This is a genomic window from Mesorhizobium sp. P2_A12, from assembly GCF_056405075.1.
Genome location: NZ_JBFUCU010000029.1, coordinates 1 through 23,616, shown reverse-complemented (window position 1 = coordinate 23,616; position 23,616 = coordinate 1). Strand labels below are relative to the sequence as shown.

The following is a 23,616-nucleotide window of genomic DNA, read 5'->3' as shown; positions in this document are numbered from 1 at the left end:
GGCCCGGCCGCAGAGCACAACCTCGATGAAATTTCTCCTGCACAAGGGTTTGGGGTACTCCACGATCCATCAGATCGGTGACTACCTGCGCAGCCATGGCGCCGGCCATCATTGGATCGAGCGATATCGCGGCGACATTTTCGTATTTGTGTCGGATGCAGCCGACGAGGCAATCCTTAGAAACGAATTCTCCGGCCTTCTAGATGTTGTCAACGACACGGAGACGGACAGGACACGACGTCGATGAGCGAAAAAATCGTCAACGAGAGAGTAAAATTAAAACGGGCATATGAGAGCCCTGCTGCCGACGATGGCAAGCGAGTGTTGGTTGACCGGCTTTGGCCGCGCGGGGTCAAGAAGACCGAAGCCGCCATCGACCGTTGGATGAAGGAACTCGCCCCAAGCACCGAACTTCGGAAATGGTTCGGACATGATCCAGCCCGCTGGGAGGAATTCCGCCGGCGATATGCGGCGGAAATCCATGAGCATCGCCATGAGCTCGACCGACTGCGCGACATGATACGGCAGGGCGACGTCACACTCGTCTACTCGGCTCATGACGAGGCCCACAACGATGCTGTCGTCCTTAGAGATATTTTGCTGAGACATCGATAGAGACGTCACGTCGCTCCTGCACTGTCATTGCCTTTAAAGACATAGGGCGTGTGATCACAACAGCGAGAGCAAATCATCTTTCCGGAACCAAACTAAGGAAACCCCATCAAATCATCGATGGACGGGTTCACGTTGCGGAGAAAGACAATGAAGTTCTTTATCGATACTGCCGATATTTCTGAAATTCGCGAGCTTGCTGCTGCCGGTTTTCTCGACGGGGTGACCACGAACCCGTCCCTTATCGCAAAGACCGGCCGACCGATCTGGGATGTGATCAAGGAGATTTGCCAGACAATCGAAGGCCCGGTTTCGGCAGAAGTCACAGCGATCCACTTCGACGGCATGATCGCCGAGGGAGTGCGTTTGGCCAGCATTGCCGCCAATGTGGCCGTTAAGGTGCCATCCACCTGGGATGGATTCAGGGCTTGCCGGGCACTCAGTCAGCTCGGACACAAGGTCAACGTCACGCTGTGCTTTTCAGCCAATCAGGCGTTGCTCGCAGCCAAGGCAGGAGCGACCTTCATTTCGCCGTTCGTCGGCAGGCTAGACGATCTTGGTCTGGACGGCATGGAGGTGGTCCGGGAAATCCGCAAGATCTACGACAACGACAAATCCTTCACGACGGAAATCCTCGCGTCTTCAATTCGTACGCCTCTCCATGTCAAACAGGCGGCGATCGCAGGCGCCGATATCGCGACCGTGCCACCGGCGGTGCTCAGAAACCTCGCCAAACACCCACTCACCGACAGGGGCCTCGAGTCGTTTCTCGCCGATTGGGGTAAGACGGGGCAAGCGATCCTGTAACTGTCCGCAGTGGAATTGCCGAGGGCAGCCATCATAAAAATTGCACTCAACTACCGATTAAATTCGTTTGCATGATAGTGGAGATGGCGGGAAACTGCAGCGTGAAAACCACTCGGCCCAATGCGTGACGTAGTCGGATGTTTGGCGCAGATGGTGCTGAGAATCTGAAGGCGCACTAGCCAGGTAGAAGGTATCCCGAAGAAGCGGGGATTGCCGCTTCGCCGTACGAGCGATTTGACACCGGCTCGCCAAGGGAGAAGAAAATGGCTGAAGGTGATACCAAATTAAACGGACCGGATCTGGGCCAGGGGATCGCGCTGTCCGACCTTCCCGATGGCGGAAAGCTCCTCGGCCACCGTGGCGACAATCAGGTGTTGTTGGTGCGCCGCGGGGCCGAGGTCTTCGCCATCGGCGCGACATGTACACATTACGGCGGGCCGCTCGTTGACGGTCTTGTCGTGGAGGATACCGTCCGGTGTCCTTGGCATCATGCGTGTTTCGATCTGCGGACGGGCGAAGCGTTGCGCGCTCCTGCCTTCAATCCTCTGGCCTGCTGGGCAGTCGAACAGCGGGATGGCCGGATATTCGTCGGCGAGAAATTCAAACGGACGGCTCTGAAATCGCGCTCCGGAGGCTCCGGGCAGATCCCCAAGAAAATCGTCATTGTCGGTGGCGGCGCAGCGGGTTTCGCAGCGGCCGAAATGCTGCGGCGAGAGCAGTACCAGGGCGGCATCGTTATGATCAGCGACGACCATGCGCCGCCCGTCGACCGGCCCAACCTCTCCAAGGACTACCTCGCCGGAAAGGCCCCGGAAGATTGGATTCGGCTCCGCGACGAGAAGTTCTATTCAAAAAACAATATCGACCTGCGTCTCAATGTGAAGGCCGTTGACGTCGACCTGCGTTCCCGCGAGGTCGTCCTCGTTGATGAAGGAAGGATCCCTTACCACAAGCTGCTGCTTGCTACCGGCGCCGAACCGGTTCGCTTGGCCATACCAGGCGCCGACCAGCCACATGTTCACACGCTGCGCTCGTTCGCAGATTGCAAGGCGATCATCGAGCGAGCCACGACCGCCCGCCGCGCCGTCGTGATTGGCGCCAGTTTCATAGGCCTGGAAGTTGCCGCTGCTCTGCGCTCGCGCGATATCGAAGTCCATGTCGTGGCGCCGGGGAAACGGCCCATGGAGCGGGTCCTGGGCCCGCAGATGGGCGACTTCATCCGCGCCCTCCATGAGGAAAATGGCGTTGTATTCCATCTCGAGGACACCGCGAGCAGCATCGATGGCAGCAAGGTGAAACTCAGCAGCGGCAATTCGCTGACGGCGGACGTCGTCGTGGTCGGCATCGGCGTGCGGCCGCGGACCGGACTTGCCGAAAAGGCGGGACTGGTCGTTGACCACGGCGTTGTTGTGGACGCCTTTCTGGAAACGAGCGAGCTAGGGATATTCGCGGCCGGCGACATTGCGCGGTGGCCAGATCCTCACGGTGGCGAGAACATTCGAGTCGAGCATTGGGTGGTTGCAGAGAGGCAAGGGCAAATAGCGGCGCTGAACATGCTCGGCCATCGGGAGAAATTCGCGGCCGTGCCGTTCTTCTGGAGTCAGCATTACGATGTGCCCATCAACTATGTCGGCCATGCCGGGCAATGGGATGAGATCGCGGTTGATGGAGACATCACAGCCAAGGATTGCCTGCTCCGCTTCAAGCGCGAAGGACGTACGCTGGCCGTTGCTTCGATCTTCCGCGACGTCGAAAGTCTGGAGGCCGAGGTGGAAATGGAGCACCAAATGGCGACCTAGCAATGCGCCTCCGGCACCGCAATCCGGAGAAAGGCGCAATCAGAAATGGTGGAGCGGAACGTCGTCGTGACCGAAAGGAGTTCGAATTATGTCCACAATGCAACAGGAACTTAGCACCACCAATGGTTTGGACACGGTCGCGCCCGCTCAGCATTATTCGAAGATCGTCGAGTTCGACAAGGAGGTTGCCGGGGAAGCGTCCGATGAGACGCCGACCTCGGTTGAAATCTTCTCGGACAGTGGCCAGTGGTATTGCCAGGTCCGTCGCGGCGACGAAGCGACCCGGCCTATGGGCCCCTATTCCAAACTACAGGCTGAGCGGATTCAAGATGCTCGGAGAATGTTGATCGCAAAAAAAGGTACCGCTCGGATTGTATTCGAGTAGGGCGGGTGCCTTCACGATCATGCCGGCTGGCGCACTTCCCGTGACAATGATCGTTCGTCATCAAGTTATTTGAAACGTTGCGCGGCAGACCTCCGGCTTGAGGATTGCCGCATTGTGAAGCTGCGTTTCGCGGCTCTTGACGTACCCCTTTGCCGAGCAGGCATCATGTCCAACCCAATGGAAGGAAGGCCCAATGGGCTACAAGTCAATCGTTCTCAATCTCGACATCGACGGGATGGTTGCTCCTGTTATCAAGCTTGGTGTCGATCTGGCCCAGCGCTTCGATGCGCGCCTGATAGGTCTCTCGGCGGCCGACGTTCCAACGCCTGTCGTAATGGAAGGAGGAGTGGCCTTTGAAGGCGAGAGCATGATGCACCAGCGGAAGAACATCGAGCGACGAATTGAGGACCTCCGCGCAGAATTCGAAGGCCTTGCTGGCGCAACGGTTGATACGGAATGGCGTGGGGCTGTGGGCAATCCGACCCGATTGCTGATCGACTCGGCCCGCGTGGCCGATCTCATCGTCACGGCGTCGCCTGAGGGCGCGTCTTCTGGCAACGTTCATCGTTCCACCGACCTCGGTAACCTGATCCTTCAGGCAGGGCGGCCCGTCTTTGTCGCCTCGACCAACCAGGAAAATTTGCGCATCAACAAGGTTCTTGTCGGATGGAAGGACACGCGTGAAGCCAGGCGTGCGATTACTGATGCTATGCCCTTTTTGCAAATGGCTCAGGAGGTTCGTGTCATTACGATCGACAATGATGCAACCGATGAAACCTGGAACGGCCTGGACGATGTTGTTGCCTTACTTTCCTTTCACGGCGTAAAGGCGAAGGCGGACGTTTTTCCGGAACAACACGATGGCGGAACGATCGCCGATGTGGCCGACGCAATGCATGCGGATCTGATCATATCCGGCGCCTACGGACACAGCAGATTCAGAGAGTGGATCTTCGGCGGTGCTACCCGCTCGCTGCTTGAAAATGATCGACTGAACCGGGTCATGTCGAATTGAGCGTGATACACAAATAGTGGATGCGCATTGTCAAAAGCTGAGAAATCCGCGTGCGCTCCGGGTTGACCGCCCGCCAACTGTAGCGGGGCTGCCAAGCAGCAGCATCGGGAGCACAGACTTGTTACTCGCCCGCCGTGGCGATCAGCATCCAATTGCGCTTCGTTGACTGGATGTCACAGGCGAACGTCCACGTATCGATCACCTCAACGATCTGCTGGGGATCGCCGGCGATGATCGCATCGTTGGCCGAGCGTGTAACGCTGACCAAGTCGGAAACGAAGCGAGCGGCAATCTCCGCGGTACCCTCCTGCTCGAGAGCGTCGACGACCTTTGCTTCGCTCGTGCCGATGAAGGTGAGCTGTAGCATCTCCTTTCGATCCCTGCGCTCGGCAATCGCTCGTTCGAAGGTATCAAGCACTTCGGGCCCGACAAGGCGCTTCAACGTTTGGACGTCACCGTCAGCATAGGCCTGCAGGATAACTTCATAAGCCGTCTTGGCGCCGGCCAGAAAAGCTGCGAGGTCGAAATTCGGGTCGATCTCTCGAATGACATCCAAGGGCGCGTCCGCAGAAGAAATGTTTTCGCTACTGCCGGCTCGTTGCTCTGTCGGCGCATCGTCCCGTTTGGTCTTATCGTCGCCCGAGCGCGGCAGAAGTTGGCTCCAACTGCCCAACAATGCCCAATAAAATGCGATAATCACCACGATCAGGATCTGGTTGTTCGGATCTGTGGTCTCGTTCATGACGTTCTCCCGACAAAATGTCGAAGTGACAGAGACGGCGATTTGGAAGGAGGCGAGTGTTAGAGAATACGCGGCAGCTTTTCCCACTGATGGAAGGGCGGCGGCGACGGCAGCAGCCATTCGAGCGTGGTCGCCCCTTCGCCCCAGGGATTGGCGCCAGCTTGACGCTTGCGGGTGAAGGCCTCCGCGACCGCGATGAAGAAGACGACAAGTCCGGCCGTTGAAATGTAGGCCCCGATCGACGAGATGAAATTCCAGCCGGCGAAAGCGTCGGGGTAGTCGGCATAGCGTCGCGGCATGCCGGCCATTCCAAGAAAATGCTGCGGGAAAAAGACCAGGTTGACGCCAATGAACATCAGCCAGAAATGGAGCTTGCCCATCGTTTCGCTGTACATATAGCCGGTCATCTTCGGGAACCAGTAATAAAAGCCGGCGAAGATGGCGAAGACCGCGCCTAACGACAGGACATAGTGGAAGTGGGCAATCACATAGTAGGTGTCGTGCAACGAGCGGTCGAGACCGGGGCTGGCAACCACGATCCCGGTGACGCCGCCGATGGTGAAGAGCAGGACGAAGCCGAGAGCCCAGAGCATGGGAGTCTTGAACTCGATCGATCCTCCCCACATGGTTGCCAGCCACGAAAACACCTTTATGCCGGTTGGAACGCCGATCACCATCGAGGCGAAGGCGAAGTAGCGCTGGGTGTCTAGGGACAGGCCCGTGGTATACATATGATGCGCCCAAACGACGAAGCCGATCGTGCCGATTGCCACCATTGCATAGGCCATGCCGAGATAGCCGAAGATCGGCTTCTTGGCGAAGGTCGCGATGACATGGCTGATGATCCCGAACCCAGGCAGGATCATGATGTAGACTTCGGGATGGCCGAAGAACCAGAACAGATGTTGGTAGAGGATCGGATCACCGCCGCCGGAAGGCGCGAAGAAGGTCGTCCCGAAATTGCGATCGGTCAAAAGCATGGTGACGGCACCGGCGAGCACCGGCAGTGACATGAGAAGCATGAAGGCCGTGACCAGCATCGACCAGGCGAACAGAGGCATCTTGTGCAACGTCATGCCGGGTGCGCGCATGTTGAAGATGGTGGTGATGAAATTGATCGCACCGAGGATCGACGAGGCGCCCGACAGGTGGATCGACAGTATGACGAGGTCGACAGCAGGCCCCGGCTGGCCGTCCGTCGAGTAGGGCGGATAGAGCGTCCACCCGCCGCCATGACCGAGCGCACCTGGCGCTCCTGGAACGAACATCGAGGCGATGAAGAGGACAAACGACATCACAAGCAGCCAGAACGAGATATTGTTCAAGCGCGGAAAAGCCATATCGGGCGCGCCGATCATGATCGGCGCCATCCAATTGCCGAAGCCACCAATCAGCGCCGGCATAAGGACGAAAAAGATCATGACCAGCCCATGGGAACTGACGACAACGTTGTAGACCCCCGGATCGCCAAATATCTGAAAGCCTGGTTCCTGCAACTCCATGCGGATCAACACCGAAAGCGCGGTGCCGAGAACGCCGGCCATGATCGAGAACAGCAGGTAGAGTGTCCCGATATCCTTGTGATTGGTCGAGAAGAGCCACCTGAGGAGGAACCTGGGTTTGCGATCATCCAAGACTGTGGCTGGAATGGACATGATGTGCTTCCTGCTCCTTCTGCTGGCAGACCGGGCGGGCTCAACGGCGGACAACAACTTGCGAACCCGCGGTCGCAAGGGGATCAGGCCTCGCCTGCGTTCATTTATTCGGCAGTGACGGAAAGCCGCCTGGCTATGAACACGTTGCGCTGCATAAAACAGGAAGGCAAACGCAATTAAATGCCGCATTGATGCAAGTTTATTGCACTGAACTGGCAAACCATGTTGGACCTTGACCGCGGCCGTACGTTCTTCGGAATCGTGCATTCCGGCAGCTTTCTGAGGGCTGCCAACTGGCTACGCGGTAGGCGCTCGGGTTCGCACATTTGAGGAAGAGCTCGGACGCCACAGCGCGCATGAGCGAACCCTGCGCGCAGGGGCGCGCGAGACCAGAGTTTTCACAACTTCGCCGACTTAGCTGTCGGCGAAGTTTCTTGGCGGCCTGAACCAGCTTATGCCCTCCGCAAGGCAGGTGCATGATGTGCTCGGAGAGCCGCGCCGGGCCAGTTTCACAATCCTCGGGATGGTCGAGCTCTCAGGCGGCAGACGGCCCCGGGTCGTCGAACCCAGTGTCGAAGGCCGCCATGACTTTGTTCTCGGCGTTGTCCTGCAACTTATCAGACCGATGGACGACGCGGAGAAAAGGCCTGCCCAGTTGCGACGAACCCGGTTCCGCCCCCAAAGGCAACTTCAATCTTTCGCGCCTTGCTGCTTCCGGCTGATAGACCACTTCGTGGACAGTCAGCGTTTCAGGGCTGCCTTCCGCACTCGGAATGGTCATGGATTGACCTTCGGCAAGACCAAGCAGTGCCAGACCGCGCGGATTGGTGATTGGCAACAGCATGCCTACCAAACCACGCATCTCGCCATGTGTGAGGATGCGCGTTTCGGCGGGGCCATCGTTAACCCGGTAAGCCACGCGGCTGCTGAGCGTCACGACGGTTGGCGGGATGTCTTCCCGAAACATGACGAGTGCGCTCGAGATCTTCCGGTGGAGGATAGTCAACAGTGTTTGGGTGCGGGCCGGGTGGCGCTCCCGCATCACTTCCAGAATGGTGTAGTCCTTAGTCGTCAGTTGACAGCTGTCGATATTGGGCATGGTGCGTCTCCAGCCGGCCCCGTGCAAGGGGATCCAGCGTCAGGAAATTGATCGGGTGTGAAGAATTACCCCTGTGCCGGACTCAAATAGGCCGGCGCAGGGGTTAGACTCCTGCGATCAGGCTGCCCGCATGATTGAGGAGACGCACGGAGATGCCCACGTCTAGACACTCGCCGCAATCGCCGGAGACGCTGGTGCGATTCGCTCGGCTCCATCGCTTTCCGGGGCGGGCTGGTTCACGGCAAGGACGAACAATTCGTGCCGGCGCCCGTCTCGGGCGGTCCACATGATCGACTGTCCAGCCGAGAGGCCGATCAGGGCTGTGCCAATCGGCGTGAGGATTGAAACCTTGCCTTCAGAGATGTCCGCGTCGCCAGGAAAAACCAGCGTGATCGTTTTCCGATCGCCGGTGTCGGGCTTGAACGTCACAGTCGAACCCATCCGGACGGTGCCGGCGGAGACCCAACCATCGGCGACGATGCGCGCGCGCTCGAGTTCGGCGAGCAGTTCATCGGAAGCCTCCGGATTTCGTGCGGCAACGGTGCTCGCGAGCGCCGATAAACGTGCGTGGTCCGTCTGCGAGATGCGGATGTTTGGCTTACGCCGGGTTTTCGTGTTGTTCTGCATTTGGATACTCATATTCTAGTTGGCTCAGTTGCCATCAAAGGTGGCGGAACTGGCAATTCGGAAATGACCGGATTCACAAAGCCCTGGGAGCCCTGCGGATCATCACATATCGATTTAGGTGTTGCCCCTCGGCTCGGGGCACGGGCAGCCGAGCCGGGGGTTACGATCCCGCGATGGGGCAAACCCGGAAAAGAAAATCACAACGGATTTTGGCTGCGGTATTCATATAGGTATAGTTGGTGAAGCAATTCTTGAAGTCAAGGTGGATGATGGCAGGCTCAGCCGCAAGACCTGCCGTTCAGGATATCTGCAGCCTCTTGCAGCATTGCGGAGCCGTCGCCTAGGATGACTCGCCGGACAAACGAGATCATCGTCCACTCGATCACCACCAAAAATCTTCCGAAGGAAGGCGGTTGTGATCGCACGGACGAGGAACACGGGACTGTCATGAAAATCCTTGCGGCGACAGATTTTTCCACCCGCTCACAACGGGCATTGCGGCGGGCCGGCCTCCTGGCCCGGGATGTTGGCGCAGAACTCACGCTCGTCCATGTCGTCGACGACGATCAACCCTCAGCCATAGTCGGGCGCGAAAGCCGCGAGGCGAAGCGATATCTTACAGAACAAGTGGCCTCGATCGCCAAGTTGGAGGGACTCCAATGCGATTCTGCAGTTGTAGCCGGGAATCCGTTCGACGGCATTTTGAATGCAGCCGAAGCGCGCGCGGTCGATCTGATTGTCATGGGTGCGCACCGCAAGCAGTTGCTCCGCGATGTTTTTGTCGGAACGACGATCGAACGTGTGATCCGGACCGGACCTTTCCCAGTGCTCATGGTGAATGGAGAGGTAGAACATTCCTACAAAAAAGTGATGGCCGCCGTGGATATGTCCGAGCCGTCCGCGCACGCAATTGGCACGGCGAGGGAAACTGGGCTGATAGGCGACGCCAGTCTTTCGCTGGTCCATGGGTTCGAAGCCTTCGCCAAGGGAAAAATGTCAAATGCTGGAATAGGCAAGGACGAGCTAGCGCGCTACGTGGCGACAGAACGTTTGCAGGTGGGGAGGCAACTGGTCGCGTTTCTGGAAGCCAACGATTTTGGCGTCGACAACTGGTCATTGCATATCAGGGAAGGCGGCCCGGTCGAAGCGATCATGGGGGCGATTAACGAGGTGGCGCCCGATGTTCTGGTAATCGGAACACATGGCCGTTCGGGCTTCATCAAAGTACTTCTGGGAAGCGTGACAGAAAGCGTTCTGCGATCGGTCGACGTGGATGTCTTTGCGGTACCACCTGCCCAAAGTTGATCAAGGCGTACCTGAATTATTGTCGTAGTTCGTCTTGGGATTTCCGCGGTCGCCTCGAATGGCGGGACGCCATCGTTGCCCTCTATGCGGTCGCGGCAAAGCGCTGCGCGGGCCATGAGTTTCCGCCAAACGAGCCAGACTGCGGGAAGACTGCTCAATTGGACGTATAAGTAGCTGCGGACTCGCTGATTTCGATTACATCGCCTCGTGCGGTACCGTGGGAGACCCTCCAGAATCTATGGAACGGCATCCGTCCCAACGATGCCCCCCTCATTCTCGAGAACGCTGATCCGCCTGACTTCCGAGCGGTTGAGTTTCAGGCGAACCCCGATACCCCCGCCGTTCTCGCCAATGAAAAAGGCGCCGGCGGCTTCGAGCGCGACTTGGAGTCTGTTACAGACGTCGTTGTCGGGGAGGGCGATCCGACGCTCGAATTCCTCGATGACCAACGCATCCACGCCTGAATTACTCGAGAGCTTTTCTCGGGTCCATTCGACCAGCGCGCGAGCAGCGCGGCATTGAGCACCAGTGATCATCCCAAATCTCCTTAAACCGGTGTTGGGCGCGAAGGTGACTGCTGGTCAACAACCAAGGCGCTTCGTGCGCATCGGGCGTATCGCCTTCGCCGGTGAGCTTTTTAATCGAACTTCAAGCTTTTATTGAGGCTCTTGCGCTGTTCCGTCTGACGCTTTTTCTTCAGGACCTAGCGGCTTTTCCTCTGTTCGTCATATCTGGCGGCTCAGAGGGAAGAGCGTCATCGGCGCGCTTTCCGCCACCCCGCGGCGCGCGCCTCGGCTTCTGAGCAAAACCACCGCTCGCCTTTACTTGGGGTGATCACCGTCTGGTCGTAATACTCTTGGCCGGGCACATGGTAGATGTGCTCACCAGAGTTCACGCTGATGTTTCCCTTGATGGTGCAGCCGCTCCCAAGCAGGCCGAAGAAGCCGGTTGACTGCTCGGCCACTGTCTCGACTTTGTCGGCGTTCGCTGCTCGCCAATCCCAGGGCTGATCAAAGCGGCCTTGCCAAACGCCGCGATTAGCCGCCTTGGCGGAGGCCTGCTCAGTTGCAAATGCGCCCTTGGAATAGCGAGGCCAGTCTAGGGCGAGCCCTTGCTCCACAAGCCATTGCTGAACGCTTTGACGATCGGCTCGATAGCAATCGCCGACAAGCCTGCCATACCGATCGCGATCGACAAAACTGCAATGCAGTGGTCGCGATGCCGCTAGGAACTCGTCCAACGCTTGGGCAGCGCGGCGCCCGCAGGGATATTCGAAGCCCTTAGTGTCATCGCAATACTGCCGGCTCTCAGGAGCGTCTATACCATTGAAACGGATACGCTGGCCGGCGATCTCGACCGTGTCGCCATCGATGACAGAGGCGCGACCATCCATCGGGCCGGGGAGCGGTTCCGTCCAACTCGATATCGTCCCTTGAAGGCCGGCGCCGTGTTCCATGACGAACTGCGTCGCGTAGGCGGCAATCGCTGCCACGGTCACGAAAACGAGCCGCATCGGCACGCCGGCGAGGCTGCGCCAGCGATAGCGCTTCGCACCAGTGTGCTTGCGCCACTGGTTAGACCGATTGCCAGGGTGACGGTAGACCTTGCCCACGCCCCTTCTCCCGACAGGAGAATGCTTCCGTTGCGGGCCAGAGTCTAGCGACTCCTAGCCTAGCCACCGCCGAAAGGTGGCGGGCTTTTTTACCTTCGAATGTCATGGCTTGCAGCTTACACTGTACACTACATTAGTTGAATTAATTGTTGGCTCGTGAAATCCGAACTTTAAATCTCTTGTATCCTTTGCCGCGAGACTTATGGTCTGCGTTCGTGTCCATTCGCCCTCAGACGATGACAGAACAGCTGAAATCGTCAGGTTCCCTGCATCGCCTAAGTTCTGTATGCGTGCGGATACCGTATAGCCATAGTCAGCCTCGTTCTCGACGAGAAACGAATCTGGATCAGCGCTTTTGCTTAGAATGGAGCATCCGGGCTGGTTATCCAGTGCGCTTAAATATCCCTTAATCGTTCCGCCGGTTCTTTTGTCAATCTGTATACCAATAAATACAGCCGCAATAATAATCCAAAAAAGGACGTTAAATACCTGATTTCGCGCCTTACTAGTTAGATATACTTCTGACAACGTTTCGTCAGCTTCAGGGCCGCGACGATCAAACATGCCACGTCGAATACGCTTCCATGCTACCGCCGCAGCAATTCCTGCTGCTATTGCCAAAATGACGTGTACCGATTTAGCCTTTTCCGGACCGCCTATAAAGTATGCCAACAAGACGATGCAAACGACGAAGACAATAAGCCCGACTAAAGCTTGTCCATTCCCACTTACAACAGAGATATAACGTTCCCGCTGATCCCGGCTGAGTGTGCCTTGGCGAGGAGGATTGGCCGAAATTTCCTCAGCATGCACCTGATCTGATTTGCTGTTCCCGGCCCCAGGGTTCACAAGAAGTGAGATGGGCACGGCTTGAACTTCAAAATCTTCATGATCTGAGATGCGTTTCCAAGGCCCAGCCGGACTTTGCGATGTCTCGTCAGTCCTTAGAATGGAGTTTGTTCGGAGCAAGGCTTCAATCTCGCTCTTTGATGACGGTCCATAGACTTGGTTGTTTTTTCTAATATACCAATTGGTATCCATCGGTAGCACCCCTCCCTTTTGATCAACCTCCATTTCGAACATTAGCTCAACAGCAAGTACGCGCAAGCGGCTCGAAAGTTGTAGGCTTCGGCTGCTACCGCTTCCTCCGTGGCGGGCCTTTTGCGTTTATCGCCCCAGATCGAGCGGTTTGTGTCGGGGCCTCTCATGCCAAATGATTTGCCGAAGATCTCGCATATCGACCAACTGGTTGCAGGTTGGGCAGGGTAGAAGTTCTTCCGCTCATCCTCCGGCTCACCACCATTGACGCGGGCCGGGATGGGCAGGCCGAGTTCGCTTGGCTTTGTCATCACGATCAAACATTCAATTCATCTAAAATGTTCCGGAACTATTTCAGCGCATGCTAATTGAATCGCGGCTTGTGAGAGTTCCGTGCATGCGTTTGAAATTCGTCGCGCCCTTGATGCCGACCCTTGTCGATCGGCCTCCCGAAGGCGAAGGTTGGATTCACGAAGTCAAGTTCGACGGCTACCGGTCGCAGTTGATCATCGACGACGACGGCACGCGGATCTACGCCCGGCGCGGTCTCGACTGGACGTCGAAATATCGTGACCTCGCAGCGGCCGGCGCTGCGCTTGGTGTCGAAAGCGCCATCATCGACGGCGAGGTCATCGTGCTCAACGACGCCGGCCGGTCGGACTTCGGAGAGTTGCGGAAGGCGATCACCAGGCGCCAGCACGCTCTCTATTTTGTCGCCTTCGATCTTCTCCACCTAAACGGCCTCGACTTGCGAGACATGCCCTTAGAGGACCGCCGCGAGATCCTGGCCGAGATGATCCCGGAAGGCGGTCGCATCCAATTCAGCGAAGCGCTGCCGGGCACCGGCGCAGCGGTCTTTCACCTCGTCGACCAAGCCGGGCTTAAAGGCATGGTGTCAAAGCGCAAGGACATCGCAGCGGCCCGTCAACCAACTGGCTGAAGGCCAAGTGCTACTCGATTGACGAATATGAATTGCTCGGCGTCGAACGGGAAGCCGGCAAGCCAGCTTTCGCCCTAATGGCGGAGCGCGGCACCGGGCGCTATGTCGGCTCGGCTTTCATCACCTTGAACCGGGAGATGCGCGAACGGCTTTGGGAGCGTGTCCAGGAGCGCGTAGGCGCCGCGCCGAAGGGCATGAAGCGGCCAGCCACGCAATGGGCCAAGCCGGGCATCATCGGCCGTGTGAAGCACCTACGCGGCGAGGAAGACCTGCGCCATGCCTCATTGCACGACTTTCGGGAGTATGATGCCTAGCACCTACCTACGCCACGCGAGGAATGGAACATCAGAGCATTCTAATAGTTGTTTGGTCAGCATGGGCAGCCAACATTTCCCCGCCAAGTCCCTGTGATCCCTAGGGACGGCCCGCCGCTGCCGTGAATGGAGCGGCGGGTTCTTAAAGGTGACGGGAACCTAATGCCGCCAGTCAGCTTTATGGCGAGATGAGCACACGCGGCGTAAACTTCCTGCACAAATGGATTGCCAACAACGTCCCCGAGACGGTCGGCGCCGACATCATCTCAGTCGCAGAATTGACCCAGAAGCTATTTGCAGACGCCAAGGCGATCGGCATAGGTAGCACGGAGATCGAGGAAGAGACCGTTAGCATCTACAATTCGATCCAGGATGCAATCGTGCACCACGACGCTGGCGTGGCGGACTGAACCCGCTTGCCGGCGCCAGCGAGATCAGGAATATAATCCTTCGTTGCGGCGACCCCTTTCAAACGGAGATCGCCATGTCCAAGACCCTCGCCGACACCCTTGCCGCCCGAGAAACCATGTATGGGGCACCCGATGTGCTGCAAGTCGACAAGGCTCGATATCCCTGCGCTGAGTGACAGGCTCGGGCCTGATCACGGCTCGATGCACTGGGATCTGGTTGGGCGCTTGGCTGTTCGGATTGCAAGGCCGCAGGGGGTGTCCGGCGCCCGGTGTTCTTCACAGTCATTCCTGACTACGAGGGCATCCAAGCGAAGCGCAATCGCGACTGGAAGCCGACTTTCGAACGCAAAGGCCCATGCGCCCCATAATGGGTCGATAGGTCTGGCACCGCAATTGCATTGACATGTGTGGGGTGGGGAAGGTCCCGTCGCTTCGCAAATGGGGCGGCGGGACTTTCGGCAATGAGGGCTTTGTAGCGGCCCGGCACCCTTTGTTGGGTGGGGCGAAGGACACCGGGCCTACCGGCAGGATGTGCTTGCGAGGAACATCGCCGCCGACTGGAAGCGTTTATGCGCTTCTGCCAATGTAAAGTGAAGCGCGGCCCGGCGCCCTGCTTTTTGATACTGAACAAACCAGAGCGGCGCCAGGCTTACCGGCAGCGCTTTGGTGAGGGAAACGGCGCCGAGTAATGAGTGTATCGCTCTCGCTAGAGTTGTTGGAATACAGCCTTTTGGATGGCCTCGAGACGCTAACGCCTTCGCGCGCTGTGGCTGTACCATCAATGCATGGCGCTGGCCACAGGCAGGCGCATGGGCGGGCGAGACGCTTCGGCGGTGTAGGAGAGCGGCCACCCGGAACGCGCGCTGGTGGGGCTTCAGGTCGTCAAGGTGTTGCTAATATACAGCACAGGAGGGCTATACGAACGACCTCGTGCCGAATCGCTTCCAACGGCTGCCCGTTAGCGTCAAAATGACAACGCCAAAGACGCGAGGCGACGAAGATGGGCAAGCGGCCAAACACAAAAACTATTGAGATGTATGGTCTTCTGGCCGTTCCGTTGTCACTTCTCATTACGGTGCTGCTCGCTGGAATGATCCTTGGCTAGCCGGCCGGTGGGAGGTGGAGTAATGCACACGCTGCCACGCAATATCGATGCCGACGTGGTGCTGGCCATTGGGCGGATGCTCGACGACCATGCAAAACTCGCGTCGGTCTCGCTCGCGGATTCGGTGGAGCAAATCCGCGGAGCTCAGACGACCTCGCTTGCCGACTTTGAGATCGAGGAACTTGTGATCGAGATGGCTGCGTCTCGCGGCCTCGCTGTTCTGCTCGATCGGACAGCAAGATAAGACGCTCGGAACCGAAAGGCTTGAGGCCTTGTTGAAGACGGTCAGGGATATCACCGGCAAGGATGCGCCGTTCCTTTCGGCAGCGGGGGTTTGGATGGAGCGGCCCGGCACCCCTGTTGTTGGGGTGCGGGCTAGGGCGCCGGGCGCCTAACCGGCGGGATGTGCTCGCGAGGAACATCGCCGCCAGCTGGAAACCTTATGCGCTTCTGCTAATTTAGAGTGAAGCACGTTAGTTGCCCCCTGCTCGACTAAAGCAACCGTGCCGTCGTCTTTGCGTATTTCCACCGCTACGATACCGTCATCCCGCTTCCGAGCGGGGATGCTCGCAAAGACGTGGTCCCTCGCAGCCTTCTCGGCATCAAATGGCGTCTTTTCAACGACGCCCTGTTTCCCATACCAAATCACTTGTGTAAGCCCACCGCTGCGATGCTGCTTTACTCAGCCGACCCGTTATCGGGATTAAATGAGGCGCTCGGGAAGCACTGCATCGACCAACCGGCTGGCGTTGGTTGCTTCTGATATTCGGCGATAGCGGCTGCACACTTTTCACGGGTGTCGAAGGTGCTCGGCATGACAACCATTCCGCCTTGCGGACCGGCGATTACTAGATACCAGATGAACGCTGCGGTCGAAGCCATGAGAATTTCCTCGTCAGATAGGATTCTGGAGCAGCGCATCTGGCCGTCAAGAGGATGCTAATATGCGAGACAGCGACCTCACAGAGCGCCCTGGCTGCGGCTGGTAACGCTGGCGGCCAGCCGAAACGCGCTCTGGCGGGGCTCCGATAGGTCGAGCTTTCTCTTAAGCGGCCCAGCGGCGGTTGACGTGGGGCTGGGGCGGCGGCCACCGGGCCTACCGGCGGCAATCGGTGTCGCCGGCTGGGGAAGACTGTAGGCCGACCAAGCATTACTGCTAACTTGGTAATGTGGATGCGACATGCGCGGCCCTACTTCCATTGCAGGTGCCGCTTACCCCAATCTCCAAGTTGATCAAACGACACTTGCTCCCTTAGCCTACCAAGATGTTCGCGCTCGTAGCTCAATCAGGTGCGCACTCGGCAGGGGGCAATTGGGGCCTCGCCGCTTCGCAAATGGAGCGGCGGGCTTTTTCAATTAGGGCCGAGACAGAAGGTTCGCTGCAGGGAGGGGTGCCATGCGAGAATTGCCGCCTAACGTCGATGCAGATGCCGTGATTGAAGTCGGCCGTTACCTGGATGATCACGCGAAAACCACGCCAGTTTCGATATCAGAGGCGCTACGCGTCGTTAGACGTCGCGCGCCCACAACTTGTCCCGGCGATGGGTGGCTGGAGGAGCTGATTGTAGAAAGCGCCGCGACCAGAAAGCTCGCCCTCTTGTTGGACAACCACAATTAAGGGGCGCGGGGCCGGCCAAGCAAACCGCTGCTGACCCCAGTCAAAGCTGGCTTTTCCTTCGTCGGGCTATTGGCAACCGAGAAGCGTCAGGAATATAATCCTCCGTTGCGGCGACCCTTTCAACGGAGATCGCCATTTCCAATGACCATGAAATATCCATTTGTAGAGAACACGCTCGGCGAGAAATTGCAGGCCGGATCGGGGCTATCGGTCGACTGCATGACGTGCCGCCGAAGTTACGCGAGGCCGCTCGAGCCAGCGGACCGAGCTTGGCAACTCCGATCGCGCGACGTCTCGCCTGGACGGCTATTTAGGGGCAACATACCCCAGCTAAGGTTAGGGTGATCGGCCGCAAACCCTGTTTAATGCTGGCGTCTTGCCGACGCTGGACCGGTCGCGGGGAGCGTCGGGGGAGCGGCCGCGCTTTCGTCAGCGGCCACGGCCCCTCCCCAGACAAAAAAGCCGGGGTGAGGGTCAGTTCCAGCAGCCTATTTCCGCCGCCGATTAATGTGCAACTTGTGAAGCTGCCGACATCAGTTCCTCGGGGTTCGGTGTCTTGAACGTAATATCGGGGCCATCCTCCAGACCTTCGGTGAAGCTCCAGCGTACAATGCCCCCTCGGTCGATGAGGAACTGACCGACAAGCAACTCCTTAGCGGAAGTCATCATCCGCTGATCGGCTTCCGTAATTTCATATCCCTCCTTCTTGTTGAGGAACTCGTCCATTGCCATGGGGTCCATAGGCTCGGGCAACTCGCCCGGGAGATGGATCCGGATCCCCATGACCTCGTCCATCCCGACCTCGCGCAAGCCGAAAGCACGGTGTGAGGCCCGCTCGGGGTCCGACGCGGCGAGAAGATCGGGTGCCGGGTGGTAACGGAAATAGAGCCGCGCCCTCTCGACCGGCGTATTAACCACCGCCAGGCATTCGACGCCTCTCTCACGCAGGGCCGGCTCGAGTTGCGCCATTGCCGCGACATTGCGCCGACAGAACGCACAGTGCAGGCCTCGAAACAAACCGATCAACAACGGGCTTCGACCGCGAAAATCAGTGAGCGCGATCTTGCCGTCGCGGGAGATCGCATCGAGCACGATATTCGGCGCCCGGTCGCCCGGCTGCAGCGGGCGGTCGACACTACTCGTGGACATGGACAACCTCCTCGCCCGGACCAATCAAGAAAAGGCAGCGCACCCAGCGCTCGTAGTTGAGCCGTGCTGGGGGCGCAGAACTTCCTGCGCCAGGGCAAAATACCGTTCGGCCTCTGCCACATTGCCAAGGTCGAGATTACGCGTTGCAACGCCATCATAAAACGCCATCATAACACGAAAAGAGCATCTGCGGGTCGCTCGTTTCGCGAGACCGCCACGAGCGCCGCGGGTAAACAGTGGGTCGTCTCATCCGTGCGAAGAGGCCGGGCTTCAGCCGCCCGAACAATCTAGCAGGCGGCCCGCCAGAACCTATCGTGTGATCGGGGAAGCCTTGGCTTAAGCGCTCCCGTCCGTCTGGCTTTCCTCATCGATCATTCTGACCGGCAGATACGCATTCGTTTCCAGCCACTCCCGCAGTACGATCTGAATGAGATCCGACTGGCCGATATTCATCTCGGCGGCTATGGATTTCAGTGCATCGTCTGTTGCCGGCTCTAGCGGCACTCCAGCGACGTTCCGGAGCATCAATGCAGCGCGGCGAAGGATGATCTGCAAATCCGCCCGCGAGACATCCGCGATACGGTCAGCGGCGCTCTCAAGCTCTTCTGCGATTGATATTCGGGTCATGATCGAAGCGCCCCCATCGAAGCGGTGCGGGCTGATGTAGAGCACCGCTCAGCTGTCGTAGTAGAATGAGGCCTTGCCGTTCGGCGTGTAAACCCAAGTATCGGCGACGTAGTAGGACGCCTGTCCGTCTGGAACTCGATACCACCAACCACTATCGACCCAGTAGGCGTATGCCCCGTTTACGGTGTAAACGCTGTCGCCCTCTTGATAAAAGGCAGCTTGACCCTCTTGGGTGTAGATCCAGCGTGCGCTCATAACGAATGCCCCATTTTTAGGCCTTGCCAACCGCTACCAGGCGTTTAGCCTACTGCCCGGAAGCAACAGCGCATGTCGGGAACTGCCCGGCCGCTCGGTCAGCAAGAGCTTTCGCTTCCTCCGATTTGGTGGAGCACGTCTTTGCAAGCTTGACGCCAAAGCCTTTGCTTTCCAGGCACCGGACCATGTAGCGGTCCCTGAGGTCTTGGTTGACGTCATATGTCGTCGTTGATCCTGGGATGTTTACCGCGCCGATCGTGTTGCAGGAGACGATTGTCCCGATGGTATTGCACTGGACTGTCCCAGGGTTGTTGTAGCCTGGATGGTAGTCGGTCGCTATCGACTGGGGAATCTCTTTGAAAGACGCAATCTTGCACTCGTCTTTCGCTGTCTGCGTTGTATTGAGATCGACGCCAGGCTTGAAGACGATATAAGCCGGAGTGGACTGGCAGCCAGCAATAGCGAGAGCTGCGAATATATATCGCTTGCGCATAGAATTTGTTCCCCCAGCGCGCAGTGAACTGCAAAAGGTTCGCCCTCGCAAGGGCGCGCTTCGGCAGCAACCGATAAAATCTAATAGTCCAATATTTTCGCCGAGAATGAAGGGTTGGAAAAAATGGGGAAATTCCTTGCATTGCTGCTCTTCGGCGCGAGCCTTTCGGTATTGCCGGTTCAACCGTCTCAAGCGTCGAATACCCCTTGCAGCGGCCACAAGGGTGGTATCGCACACTGCCAAGGCCGCACGTTCGTTTGCAATGATGGCTCGGTGAGTGCCAGCAAAAGGAATTGCTCTGCCGACAATGGCGGCTCCAGCCAGCCGCTTGGCTTGATGGACAACGAAGACGCAGACATGACGCCGACAGACAATCAGGCCGAATGCTCCTGCCGGGCGGGGCACTACTGTACCGGACCTCGTGGCGGGCACTTTTGCATCACCGATGGTGGGGCCAAGAGCTATTTGCGCAAGTAGCCTATTGGACCGTCATCTGCTTTCGCCATTCCCAAGGCCTTTCGAACGACCCGGCCCACATGCCGCGTTTTGCTGCCCTAGCTTCATTTTGAGCCCGGACATAGAACCCGTCGCTGTATTTCGGCCAGTCAACCGCGTAGCCCTTCCGAACCATCCACTCGCCAATATCGACACCTCCGGCCGTGCAGACGGCCACCATGCGCCTAAACTGATCGCGGTCGACCTCAATGCACGAAGTCGGATGATGAGCTTTTAGAAAATCCGCAAGGGCGAGGGACGCCTTTTGCCCGCAGCGGTAGTTCCTTCTGCCCGCGTCCAGGCAGAGTTGAGCGCTTTCGGGCGCGTCGATACCGTTGAGGCGAATTCGCTGCCCATGGATTTCGATCGTGTCACCATCAACCACAGACGGAACGCCAACCATCGGTTTAGCCGTGGCTGGCTGGGCGACAACGAGCAGGGAGGCGGACAAGAGCATCAATGCCGCGTGTCGAAGGATAATCTGTAGGTCCCCACACGACATGTCCGCAATGCGATTGGCGGCACTTTCAAGGTCTTCGGTGACGGGTGTTCGAGTCACTGTCGGTCATGGCTCCGTTCTCTGCACAGTTTTCGGGCCGATGCCATTCAACTGCGGGTGGCTTTAACGCCCGACACCACGCCCTTGAAGGGAGACGATGATGTCACGGTGTCGAGCACGGCGCACATCTTGTTCGGACCGTCAAAATTGAAGCCTAGACATCTCTGATCAGCGGCGCAGGCCAATACGCAGTCGGCATAGTTGCTCCGTACATTCGCGTAAGCGCCCCCAACGACGACTGTGTCCTTGGCGAAAACGAGGCTAGAGTACTGGAGATTAGCCTTGATGGCTCCCTTCGCCGCCATCACTGCATCAGGACTCCTAACCAGAATCGATCCATTATTTTTCATGAAACAGGCGGAGTGCTTCTTATCGTAGGTGAGTGCTAAGCAGCGGCGATCTGCTTCGCATTGGGCCTGACACTGTTCAAGCGAGACATTCCAAGCAGGCATACCCGGCAGATCGTTTCCGATCGCGTCCCATCCGTCCTGCACGGAGAGTTCTTCGGCCGCGGCCGCTGCTTCCTTCCGCTCAGGGCCCATGTCGAAATCGCCTGGCGCGAAACTGGCCTCGTCGAGCCAGAGACAACGGCTGGCGAGTTCAAGCGCCGACTTGTCGTCAAGGCCCACCGATGCGAGTGTCTCACTCGACGACACCGGTGCCTGCGGCGTCGATGTAGGTGAGGGTCTGCTGACAAGGCTTACCTGAACCTCGACCCCGGTGTTTGCCAGCTTCCGCGTGTAGCACCAAGCTGTGTCCCAGGTTGGATTTTTCTCACTCTCAAAATGATGACCGGACTCGAGCCGCCAAGTGCTGCCAGCGTAAGTCACTTGGCGATTGGCGAACTTTACGAAATCGAACGTATCTGGATTGGCTGGGTCTGTGGGCGGCGGCGTCTGCTGCTCGATTGGCGGCGACTTCTGCTTGTCTGTCTTTCCCTCCTCGGCGACTGTCTCGCCACCCTGAATTCTATCCTCTGATTTCTTCGTCTCTTTTGGCTGGTTCTCGTTCGGGTTTGACGGTTGGTTTTGGGCGACCGGCGGCTCCGGTTGGATCATTGTTGGGTCGCGATCAAAGACCAGCCACACACCTAGACCGATCCCAACTGCGGCCACGGCGATGGCAGCGCCGGTAGCCATCCGCCGAAACGCATTGGCACGAGCGATCTTGTCGTGCGCAGCTGCTTCTGCCTGCAAAGTTGGAATGGCCGACCGTTTGATCTGCAGATCGATCGCTTGTTCGAGCAGCTTGGTGTTATGTCGTACGAGCACGTCTACTACCCCGCTTCGCCCCCGTTGCCGGCTCGTCAAAATCTAATTGCAGGTCACCTTCCAGGGCTTTCTCTATGCGGTCGTGTTGCCCTTTTGCAGAAACCCTCACTAGATCGACTACTTCGGGGGGCAGTTCCTGATCCAATGCCCGGCGCAACGCTTCCGGGTCGTCAGTAAGGATGGGGACATAGAGGATTTCTTTGACGACCTTCTCGACTTCGACGGGAACCTCGATACGCTTTTCGACTTCTCTGTCGAACGGCACCTGCACGGGTACTTTCCGGACACGGCGCCATCGCCAGCGTAGGAGCATTCGGCGTAGCAAACGCGAGAGTTTGCTATCACTCTGAACCTCGGCCTGTGCGCCGATGCGTTGTAGGGCCAGCGCGACCATCGCCGTGATCGGCCCCGCTAGTGCGGCGATGAATGCTAGCGAGGCGAACCAGATCGTCGAAACCGTGCCGGCCTGGGGTTCTGTAACGTCTTCTGGCTTCACCCCATACCAGCGAGCTGCCAGCCTACGGATCTGATCGTTGCGAGCAACCGGGAGGCGCTCTGTTTCCAGGCGGCTCAGTTCCGTCGCGATGGCCTCTTGCCGCTGCTGGTTCTTCGCGAGCGTCTCTGACTTGCGAGTGGCGGCTTCTTGAGCGGCCGCTAGCCCAGTACGTGCCTCGTCAAGTTTACGATCCCAATCGGCAGCGGTACCGTCGTAGAGTTTCTCCAGATCGTTACGCCTAGCCTCAAGGCGCTGTTTGTCTTCGGGGGTCATCGGAGGACTATCTTTTCGCAGCCTCTCATATTCAGCGCGGGCCGCGGCGACTGCGGGCTCCAATTCAGCCAGTTTCGGCGCGAATTCGGCCTCTTTTTTGGGCCGCGGGTTAGTCAGTTTGTTCAGCCCTTCTTCGTTGCGCTGCACTGATGCAAGGTCGCCTGTTTCGCGTGCGCTCTTTATGCGCTCAACGTAGCTATCCCGCTGTCGCTCGAACTGCTCCACGGCGTCCTTGATCTCTCGATCGCGCCGTTCCACCAGTGCGCTTAGCGCTGCTAGTTTCTCTTCGAGATATTCTTTGGCTCGCGCTGCCGCTGGTGAAAGGGTGGTTGCGGCCTGCAGCTCTTCGTCAACCTCTGTTATCCGTGCACGCAATTTGTCGCGCTCGGTGTCAGCCAACCCACCGAGCTGCTCCAGATCGCTTCGGGCTTTTGCCTCGTCGTCAGTGTTTCGCAAGCTTTCGGCTGCAGCCTTGAGATTCTCGAGCTCTTGCTGAAGTCCTTTAGTTTGGTTAGCGAAGTTGGCATACTGCACTTCGCGCATTGTGCTGGCACGCTCCAATCCGAGTAGGACTGTCTCAAAAGTGATGCCGGCCAATACGAGCAGAAACGTCAGGATAACAGGTTTCCAAATCCACGAGGCGCCGAACAGAAGCGTGGCGATTGGGATTTTCGTCAGCTCAGCAATCGCGATCATAAAGAACGGGGCACTTGCAAGGACAAGGTCCATTGAGTCCGCCGCTTCATTGGCAACAAAGCCGCGGTAGCTCAGAGCGACGCCGGTTGTTAGACCGATGATCGCCGCAACGATTTCAAGTGCCCACGCACCGCGATACGTCCACTGGCCATAGCTCGCCAGTTTCTGGCTCATTGCCGTGTGCATGTACAATCCCCACCCTTTGCCCAGCCCATCTTG

Annotated in this window: 27 protein-coding genes and 1 pseudogene; 12 read left to right on the top strand and 16 right to left on the bottom strand. The window is 58.1% G+C overall.

Going from position 1 to position 23,616, the window contains the following annotated elements; all coding sequences use genetic code 11:
* The first annotated feature begins 25 nt into the window (after positions 1–25).
* The 6 genes from AC1DZU_RS32700 (at position 26) to AC1DZU_RS32675 (ending at position 4,618) form a co-directional block, all read left to right on the top strand.
* The gene (locus AC1DZU_RS32700; protein ID WP_477291194.1) at positions 26–247 is read left to right on the top strand and encodes a hypothetical protein; all 222 of its coding nucleotides are present in this window, start codon (positions 26–28) and stop codon (positions 245–247) included.
* A complete protein-coding gene (locus AC1DZU_RS32695; protein ID WP_477291192.1) occupies positions 244–615 on the top strand; it encodes a DUF488 domain-containing protein in 372 nt (123 codons plus the stop codon). The genes AC1DZU_RS32700 and AC1DZU_RS32695 overlap by 4 nt, the downstream gene beginning before the upstream one ends.
* Positions 616–762: 147 nt before the next feature.
* Positions 763–1,419 carry a fructose-6-phosphate aldolase gene (gene fsa / locus AC1DZU_RS32690; protein WP_477291190.1) on the top strand — a complete coding sequence of 219 codons (657 nt, stop codon included), beginning with the start codon at positions 763–765 and terminating at the stop codon, positions 1,417–1,419.
* Positions 1,420–1,682: 263 nt separating this feature from the next.
* On the top strand, positions 1,683–3,218 hold the full coding sequence (locus tag AC1DZU_RS32685; RefSeq protein WP_477291188.1) for an FAD-dependent oxidoreductase: 1,536 nt from the start codon (positions 1,683–1,685) through the stop codon (positions 3,216–3,218).
* An 88-nt stretch (positions 3,219–3,306) separates the two neighbouring features.
* Positions 3,307–3,603, top strand: coding sequence for a hypothetical protein (locus AC1DZU_RS32680; RefSeq protein ID WP_477291186.1), 297 nt, complete (start codon positions 3,307–3,309; stop codon positions 3,601–3,603).
* Positions 3,604–3,796: 193 nt separating this feature from the next.
* Positions 3,797–4,618, top strand: a complete 822-nt coding sequence (locus tag AC1DZU_RS32675; RefSeq protein ID WP_477291184.1) for a universal stress protein — start codon at positions 3,797–3,799, stop codon at positions 4,616–4,618.
* Positions 4,619–4,739: 121 nt separating this feature from the next.
* On the opposite strand, the gene AC1DZU_RS32670 is transcribed toward AC1DZU_RS32675, so the two are convergent.
* The 4 genes from AC1DZU_RS32670 to rnk all read right to left on the bottom strand — a co-directional run bounded on the left by AC1DZU_RS32670 (position 4,740) and on the right by rnk (position 8,741).
* Complete coding sequence (locus tag AC1DZU_RS32670) at positions 4,740–5,360, bottom strand: Tim44/TimA family putative adaptor protein (RefSeq protein ID WP_477291182.1); 621 nt, start codon at positions 5,358–5,360, stop codon at positions 4,740–4,742.
* A 59-nt stretch (positions 5,361–5,419) separates the two neighbouring features.
* Complete coding sequence (gene ctaD / locus AC1DZU_RS32665; protein WP_477291180.1) at positions 5,420–7,015, bottom strand: cytochrome c oxidase subunit I; 1,596 nt, start codon at positions 7,013–7,015, stop codon at positions 5,420–5,422.
* Positions 7,016–7,550: 535 nt separating this feature from the next.
* Positions 7,551–8,114: a GreA/GreB family elongation factor gene (locus AC1DZU_RS32660; RefSeq protein WP_477291178.1), complete on the bottom strand. Its 564-nt coding sequence runs from the start codon at positions 8,112–8,114 to the stop codon at positions 7,551–7,553.
* 162 nt (positions 8,115–8,276) lie between these two features.
* Positions 8,277–8,741 (bottom strand): nucleoside diphosphate kinase regulator, encoded by a 465-nt coding sequence (gene rnk, locus AC1DZU_RS32655; RefSeq protein WP_477291176.1) that lies wholly within the window; start codon positions 8,739–8,741, stop codon positions 8,277–8,279.
* A gap of 345 nt (positions 8,742–9,086) precedes the next feature.
* Between rnk and AC1DZU_RS32650 the strand changes: the two genes are divergently transcribed.
* Positions 9,087–10,046 carry a universal stress protein gene (locus tag AC1DZU_RS32650; RefSeq protein ID WP_477291174.1) on the top strand — a complete coding sequence of 320 codons (960 nt, stop codon included), beginning with the start codon at positions 9,087–9,089 and terminating at the stop codon, positions 10,044–10,046.
* A gap of 236 nt (positions 10,047–10,282) precedes the next feature.
* On the opposite strand, the gene AC1DZU_RS32645 is transcribed toward AC1DZU_RS32650, so the two are convergent.
* The 4 genes from AC1DZU_RS32645 to AC1DZU_RS32630 all read right to left on the bottom strand — a co-directional run bounded on the left by AC1DZU_RS32645 (position 10,283) and on the right by AC1DZU_RS32630 (position 13,016).
* Positions 10,283–10,582: an XRE family transcriptional regulator gene (locus AC1DZU_RS32645; RefSeq protein WP_477291172.1), complete on the bottom strand. Its 300-nt coding sequence runs from the start codon at positions 10,580–10,582 to the stop codon at positions 10,283–10,285.
* A gap of 218 nt (positions 10,583–10,800) precedes the next feature.
* Positions 10,801–11,658 (bottom strand): thermonuclease family protein, encoded by an 858-nt coding sequence (locus AC1DZU_RS32640; protein WP_477291170.1) that lies wholly within the window; start codon positions 11,656–11,658, stop codon positions 10,801–10,803.
* A 102-nt stretch (positions 11,659–11,760) separates the two neighbouring features.
* Entirely contained in the window at positions 11,761–12,699 is a 939-nt protein-coding gene (locus AC1DZU_RS32635) for a hypothetical protein (protein ID WP_477291168.1), read from the bottom strand.
* A gap of 41 nt (positions 12,700–12,740) precedes the next feature.
* A complete protein-coding gene (locus AC1DZU_RS32630) occupies positions 12,741–13,016 on the bottom strand; it encodes a hypothetical protein (RefSeq protein ID WP_477291166.1) in 276 nt (91 codons plus the stop codon).
* A gap of 77 nt (positions 13,017–13,093) precedes the next feature.
* Here AC1DZU_RS32630 and AC1DZU_RS32625 point away from each other — a divergent pair.
* The 3 genes and pseudogenes from AC1DZU_RS32625 to AC1DZU_RS32615 all read left to right on the top strand — a co-directional run bounded on the left by AC1DZU_RS32625 (position 13,094) and on the right by AC1DZU_RS32615 (position 15,709).
* Positions 13,094–13,950, top strand: a pseudogene (locus tag AC1DZU_RS32625) (ATP-dependent DNA ligase).
* A 188-nt stretch (positions 13,951–14,138) separates the two neighbouring features.
* Positions 14,139–14,360 carry a DUF768 domain-containing protein gene (locus tag AC1DZU_RS32620; RefSeq protein WP_477291164.1) on the top strand — a complete coding sequence of 74 codons (222 nt, stop codon included), beginning with the start codon at positions 14,139–14,141 and terminating at the stop codon, positions 14,358–14,360.
* A 1,127-nt stretch (positions 14,361–15,487) separates the two neighbouring features.
* Positions 15,488–15,709, top strand: coding sequence for a hypothetical protein (locus tag AC1DZU_RS32615; protein ID WP_477291162.1), 222 nt, complete (start codon positions 15,488–15,490; stop codon positions 15,707–15,709).
* A 434-nt stretch (positions 15,710–16,143) separates the two neighbouring features.
* Here the strand turns inward: AC1DZU_RS32615 and AC1DZU_RS32610 are convergent, their stop codons facing one another.
* On the bottom strand, positions 16,144–16,347 hold the full coding sequence (locus tag AC1DZU_RS32610; protein ID WP_477291160.1) for a hypothetical protein: 204 nt from the start codon (positions 16,345–16,347) through the stop codon (positions 16,144–16,146).
* 514 nt (positions 16,348–16,861) lie between these two features.
* On the opposite strand from AC1DZU_RS32610, the gene AC1DZU_RS32605 reads away from it, so the two are divergent.
* A complete protein-coding gene (locus AC1DZU_RS32605) occupies positions 16,862–17,083 on the top strand; it encodes a hypothetical protein (protein ID WP_477291158.1) in 222 nt (73 codons plus the stop codon).
* Between the two features lie 504 nt (positions 17,084–17,587).
* On the opposite strand, the gene AC1DZU_RS32600 is transcribed toward AC1DZU_RS32605, so the two are convergent.
* The 4 genes from AC1DZU_RS32600 to AC1DZU_RS32585 form a co-directional block, all read right to left on the bottom strand.
* Entirely contained in the window at positions 17,588–18,232 is a 645-nt protein-coding gene (locus AC1DZU_RS32600) for a peroxiredoxin-like family protein (RefSeq protein WP_477291156.1), read from the bottom strand.
* Between the two features lie 336 nt (positions 18,233–18,568).
* Complete coding sequence (locus tag AC1DZU_RS32595) at positions 18,569–18,859, bottom strand: hypothetical protein (protein WP_477291240.1); 291 nt, start codon at positions 18,857–18,859, stop codon at positions 18,569–18,571.
* A gap of 48 nt (positions 18,860–18,907) precedes the next feature.
* Positions 18,908–19,114 carry a hypothetical protein gene (locus tag AC1DZU_RS32590; protein ID WP_477291154.1) on the bottom strand — a complete coding sequence of 69 codons (207 nt, stop codon included), beginning with the start codon at positions 19,112–19,114 and terminating at the stop codon, positions 18,908–18,910.
* Between the two features lie 49 nt (positions 19,115–19,163).
* Positions 19,164–19,607 (bottom strand): hypothetical protein, encoded by a 444-nt coding sequence (locus AC1DZU_RS32585; RefSeq protein WP_287302488.1) that lies wholly within the window; start codon positions 19,605–19,607, stop codon positions 19,164–19,166.
* A 123-nt stretch (positions 19,608–19,730) separates the two neighbouring features.
* Here AC1DZU_RS32585 and AC1DZU_RS32580 point away from each other — a divergent pair, with 123 nt between their 5' ends.
* A complete protein-coding gene (locus AC1DZU_RS32580) occupies positions 19,731–20,084 on the top strand; it encodes a YdcA family protein (protein WP_477291151.1) in 354 nt (117 codons plus the stop codon).
* A 1-nt stretch (position 20,085) separates the two neighbouring features.
* Here AC1DZU_RS32580 and AC1DZU_RS32575 read toward each other — a convergent pair whose 3' ends face one another.
* From AC1DZU_RS32575 to AC1DZU_RS32565, 3 genes are all read right to left on the bottom strand, one after another.
* The gene (locus tag AC1DZU_RS32575; protein ID WP_477291149.1) at positions 20,086–20,661 is read right to left on the bottom strand and encodes a thermonuclease family protein; all 576 of its coding nucleotides are present in this window, start codon (positions 20,659–20,661) and stop codon (positions 20,086–20,088) included.
* 47 nt (positions 20,662–20,708) lie between these two features.
* Positions 20,709–21,932, bottom strand: a complete 1,224-nt coding sequence (locus tag AC1DZU_RS32570) for a PAN domain-containing protein (RefSeq protein ID WP_477291147.1) — start codon at positions 21,930–21,932, stop codon at positions 20,709–20,711.
* Positions 21,916–23,616: ABC transporter permease (locus tag AC1DZU_RS32565; RefSeq protein WP_477291146.1), on the bottom strand; the 1,701-nt coding region annotated here is incomplete at its 5' end. The genes AC1DZU_RS32570 and AC1DZU_RS32565, both read right to left, overlap by 17 nt.

Bases quoted from the DNA above. Each gene is read 5' to 3' on its own strand.
- AC1DZU_RS32680 (WP_477291186.1), top strand. From the start codon at position 3,307: ATGTCCACAATGCAACAGGAACTTAGCACCACCAATGGTTTGGACACG.
- AC1DZU_RS32645 (WP_477291172.1), bottom strand. From the start codon at position 10,582: ATGATCACTGGTGCTCAATGCCGCGCTGCTCGCGCGCTGGTCGAATGG.
- AC1DZU_RS32580 (WP_477291151.1), top strand. From the start codon at position 19,731: ATGGGGAAATTCCTTGCATTGCTGCTCTTCGGCGCGAGCCTTTCGGTA.
- AC1DZU_RS32605 (WP_477291158.1), top strand. From the start codon at position 16,862: ATGCGAGAATTGCCGCCTAACGTCGATGCAGATGCCGTGATTGAAGTC.
- AC1DZU_RS32595 (WP_477291240.1), bottom strand. From the start codon at position 18,859: ATGACCCGAATATCAATCGCAGAAGAGCTTGAGAGCGCCGCTGACCGT.
- AC1DZU_RS32590 (WP_477291154.1), bottom strand. From the start codon at position 19,114: ATGAGCGCACGCTGGATCTACACCCAAGAGGGTCAAGCTGCCTTTTAT.
- AC1DZU_RS32615 (WP_477291162.1), top strand. From the start codon at position 15,488: ATGCACACGCTGCCACGCAATATCGATGCCGACGTGGTGCTGGCCATT.
- AC1DZU_RS32600 (WP_477291156.1), bottom strand. From the start codon at position 18,232: ATGTCCACGAGTAGTGTCGACCGCCCGCTGCAGCCGGGCGACCGGGCG.
- ctaD (WP_477291180.1), bottom strand. From the start codon at position 7,015: ATGTCCATTCCAGCCACAGTCTTGGATGATCGCAAACCCAGGTTCCTC.
- AC1DZU_RS32660 (WP_477291178.1), bottom strand. From the start codon at position 8,114: ATGCCCAATATCGACAGCTGTCAACTGACGACTAAGGACTACACCATT.
- AC1DZU_RS32610 (WP_477291160.1), bottom strand. From the start codon at position 16,347: ATGGCTTCGACCGCAGCGTTCATCTGGTATCTAGTAATCGCCGGTCCG.
- AC1DZU_RS32650 (WP_477291174.1), top strand. From the start codon at position 9,087: ATGACTCGCCGGACAAACGAGATCATCGTCCACTCGATCACCACCAAA.
- AC1DZU_RS32670 (WP_477291182.1), bottom strand. From the start codon at position 5,360: ATGAACGAGACCACAGATCCGAACAACCAGATCCTGATCGTGGTGATT.
- AC1DZU_RS32635 (WP_477291168.1), bottom strand. From the start codon at position 12,699: ATGGATACCAATTGGTATATTAGAAAAAACAACCAAGTCTATGGACCG.
- AC1DZU_RS32675 (WP_477291184.1), top strand. From the start codon at position 3,797: ATGGGCTACAAGTCAATCGTTCTCAATCTCGACATCGACGGGATGGTT.
- AC1DZU_RS32585 (WP_287302488.1), bottom strand. From the start codon at position 19,607: ATGCGCAAGCGATATATATTCGCAGCTCTCGCTATTGCTGGCTGCCAG.
- AC1DZU_RS32695 (WP_477291192.1), top strand. From the start codon at position 244: ATGAGCGAAAAAATCGTCAACGAGAGAGTAAAATTAAAACGGGCATAT.
- AC1DZU_RS32620 (WP_477291164.1), top strand. From the start codon at position 14,139: ATGAGCACACGCGGCGTAAACTTCCTGCACAAATGGATTGCCAACAAC.
- AC1DZU_RS32685 (WP_477291188.1), top strand. From the start codon at position 1,683: ATGGCTGAAGGTGATACCAAATTAAACGGACCGGATCTGGGCCAGGGG.
- fsa (WP_477291190.1), top strand. From the start codon at position 763: ATGAAGTTCTTTATCGATACTGCCGATATTTCTGAAATTCGCGAGCTT.
- AC1DZU_RS32700 (WP_477291194.1), top strand. From the start codon at position 26: ATGAAATTTCTCCTGCACAAGGGTTTGGGGTACTCCACGATCCATCAG.
- rnk (WP_477291176.1), bottom strand. From the start codon at position 8,741: ATGCAGAACAACACGAAAACCCGGCGTAAGCCAAACATCCGCATCTCG.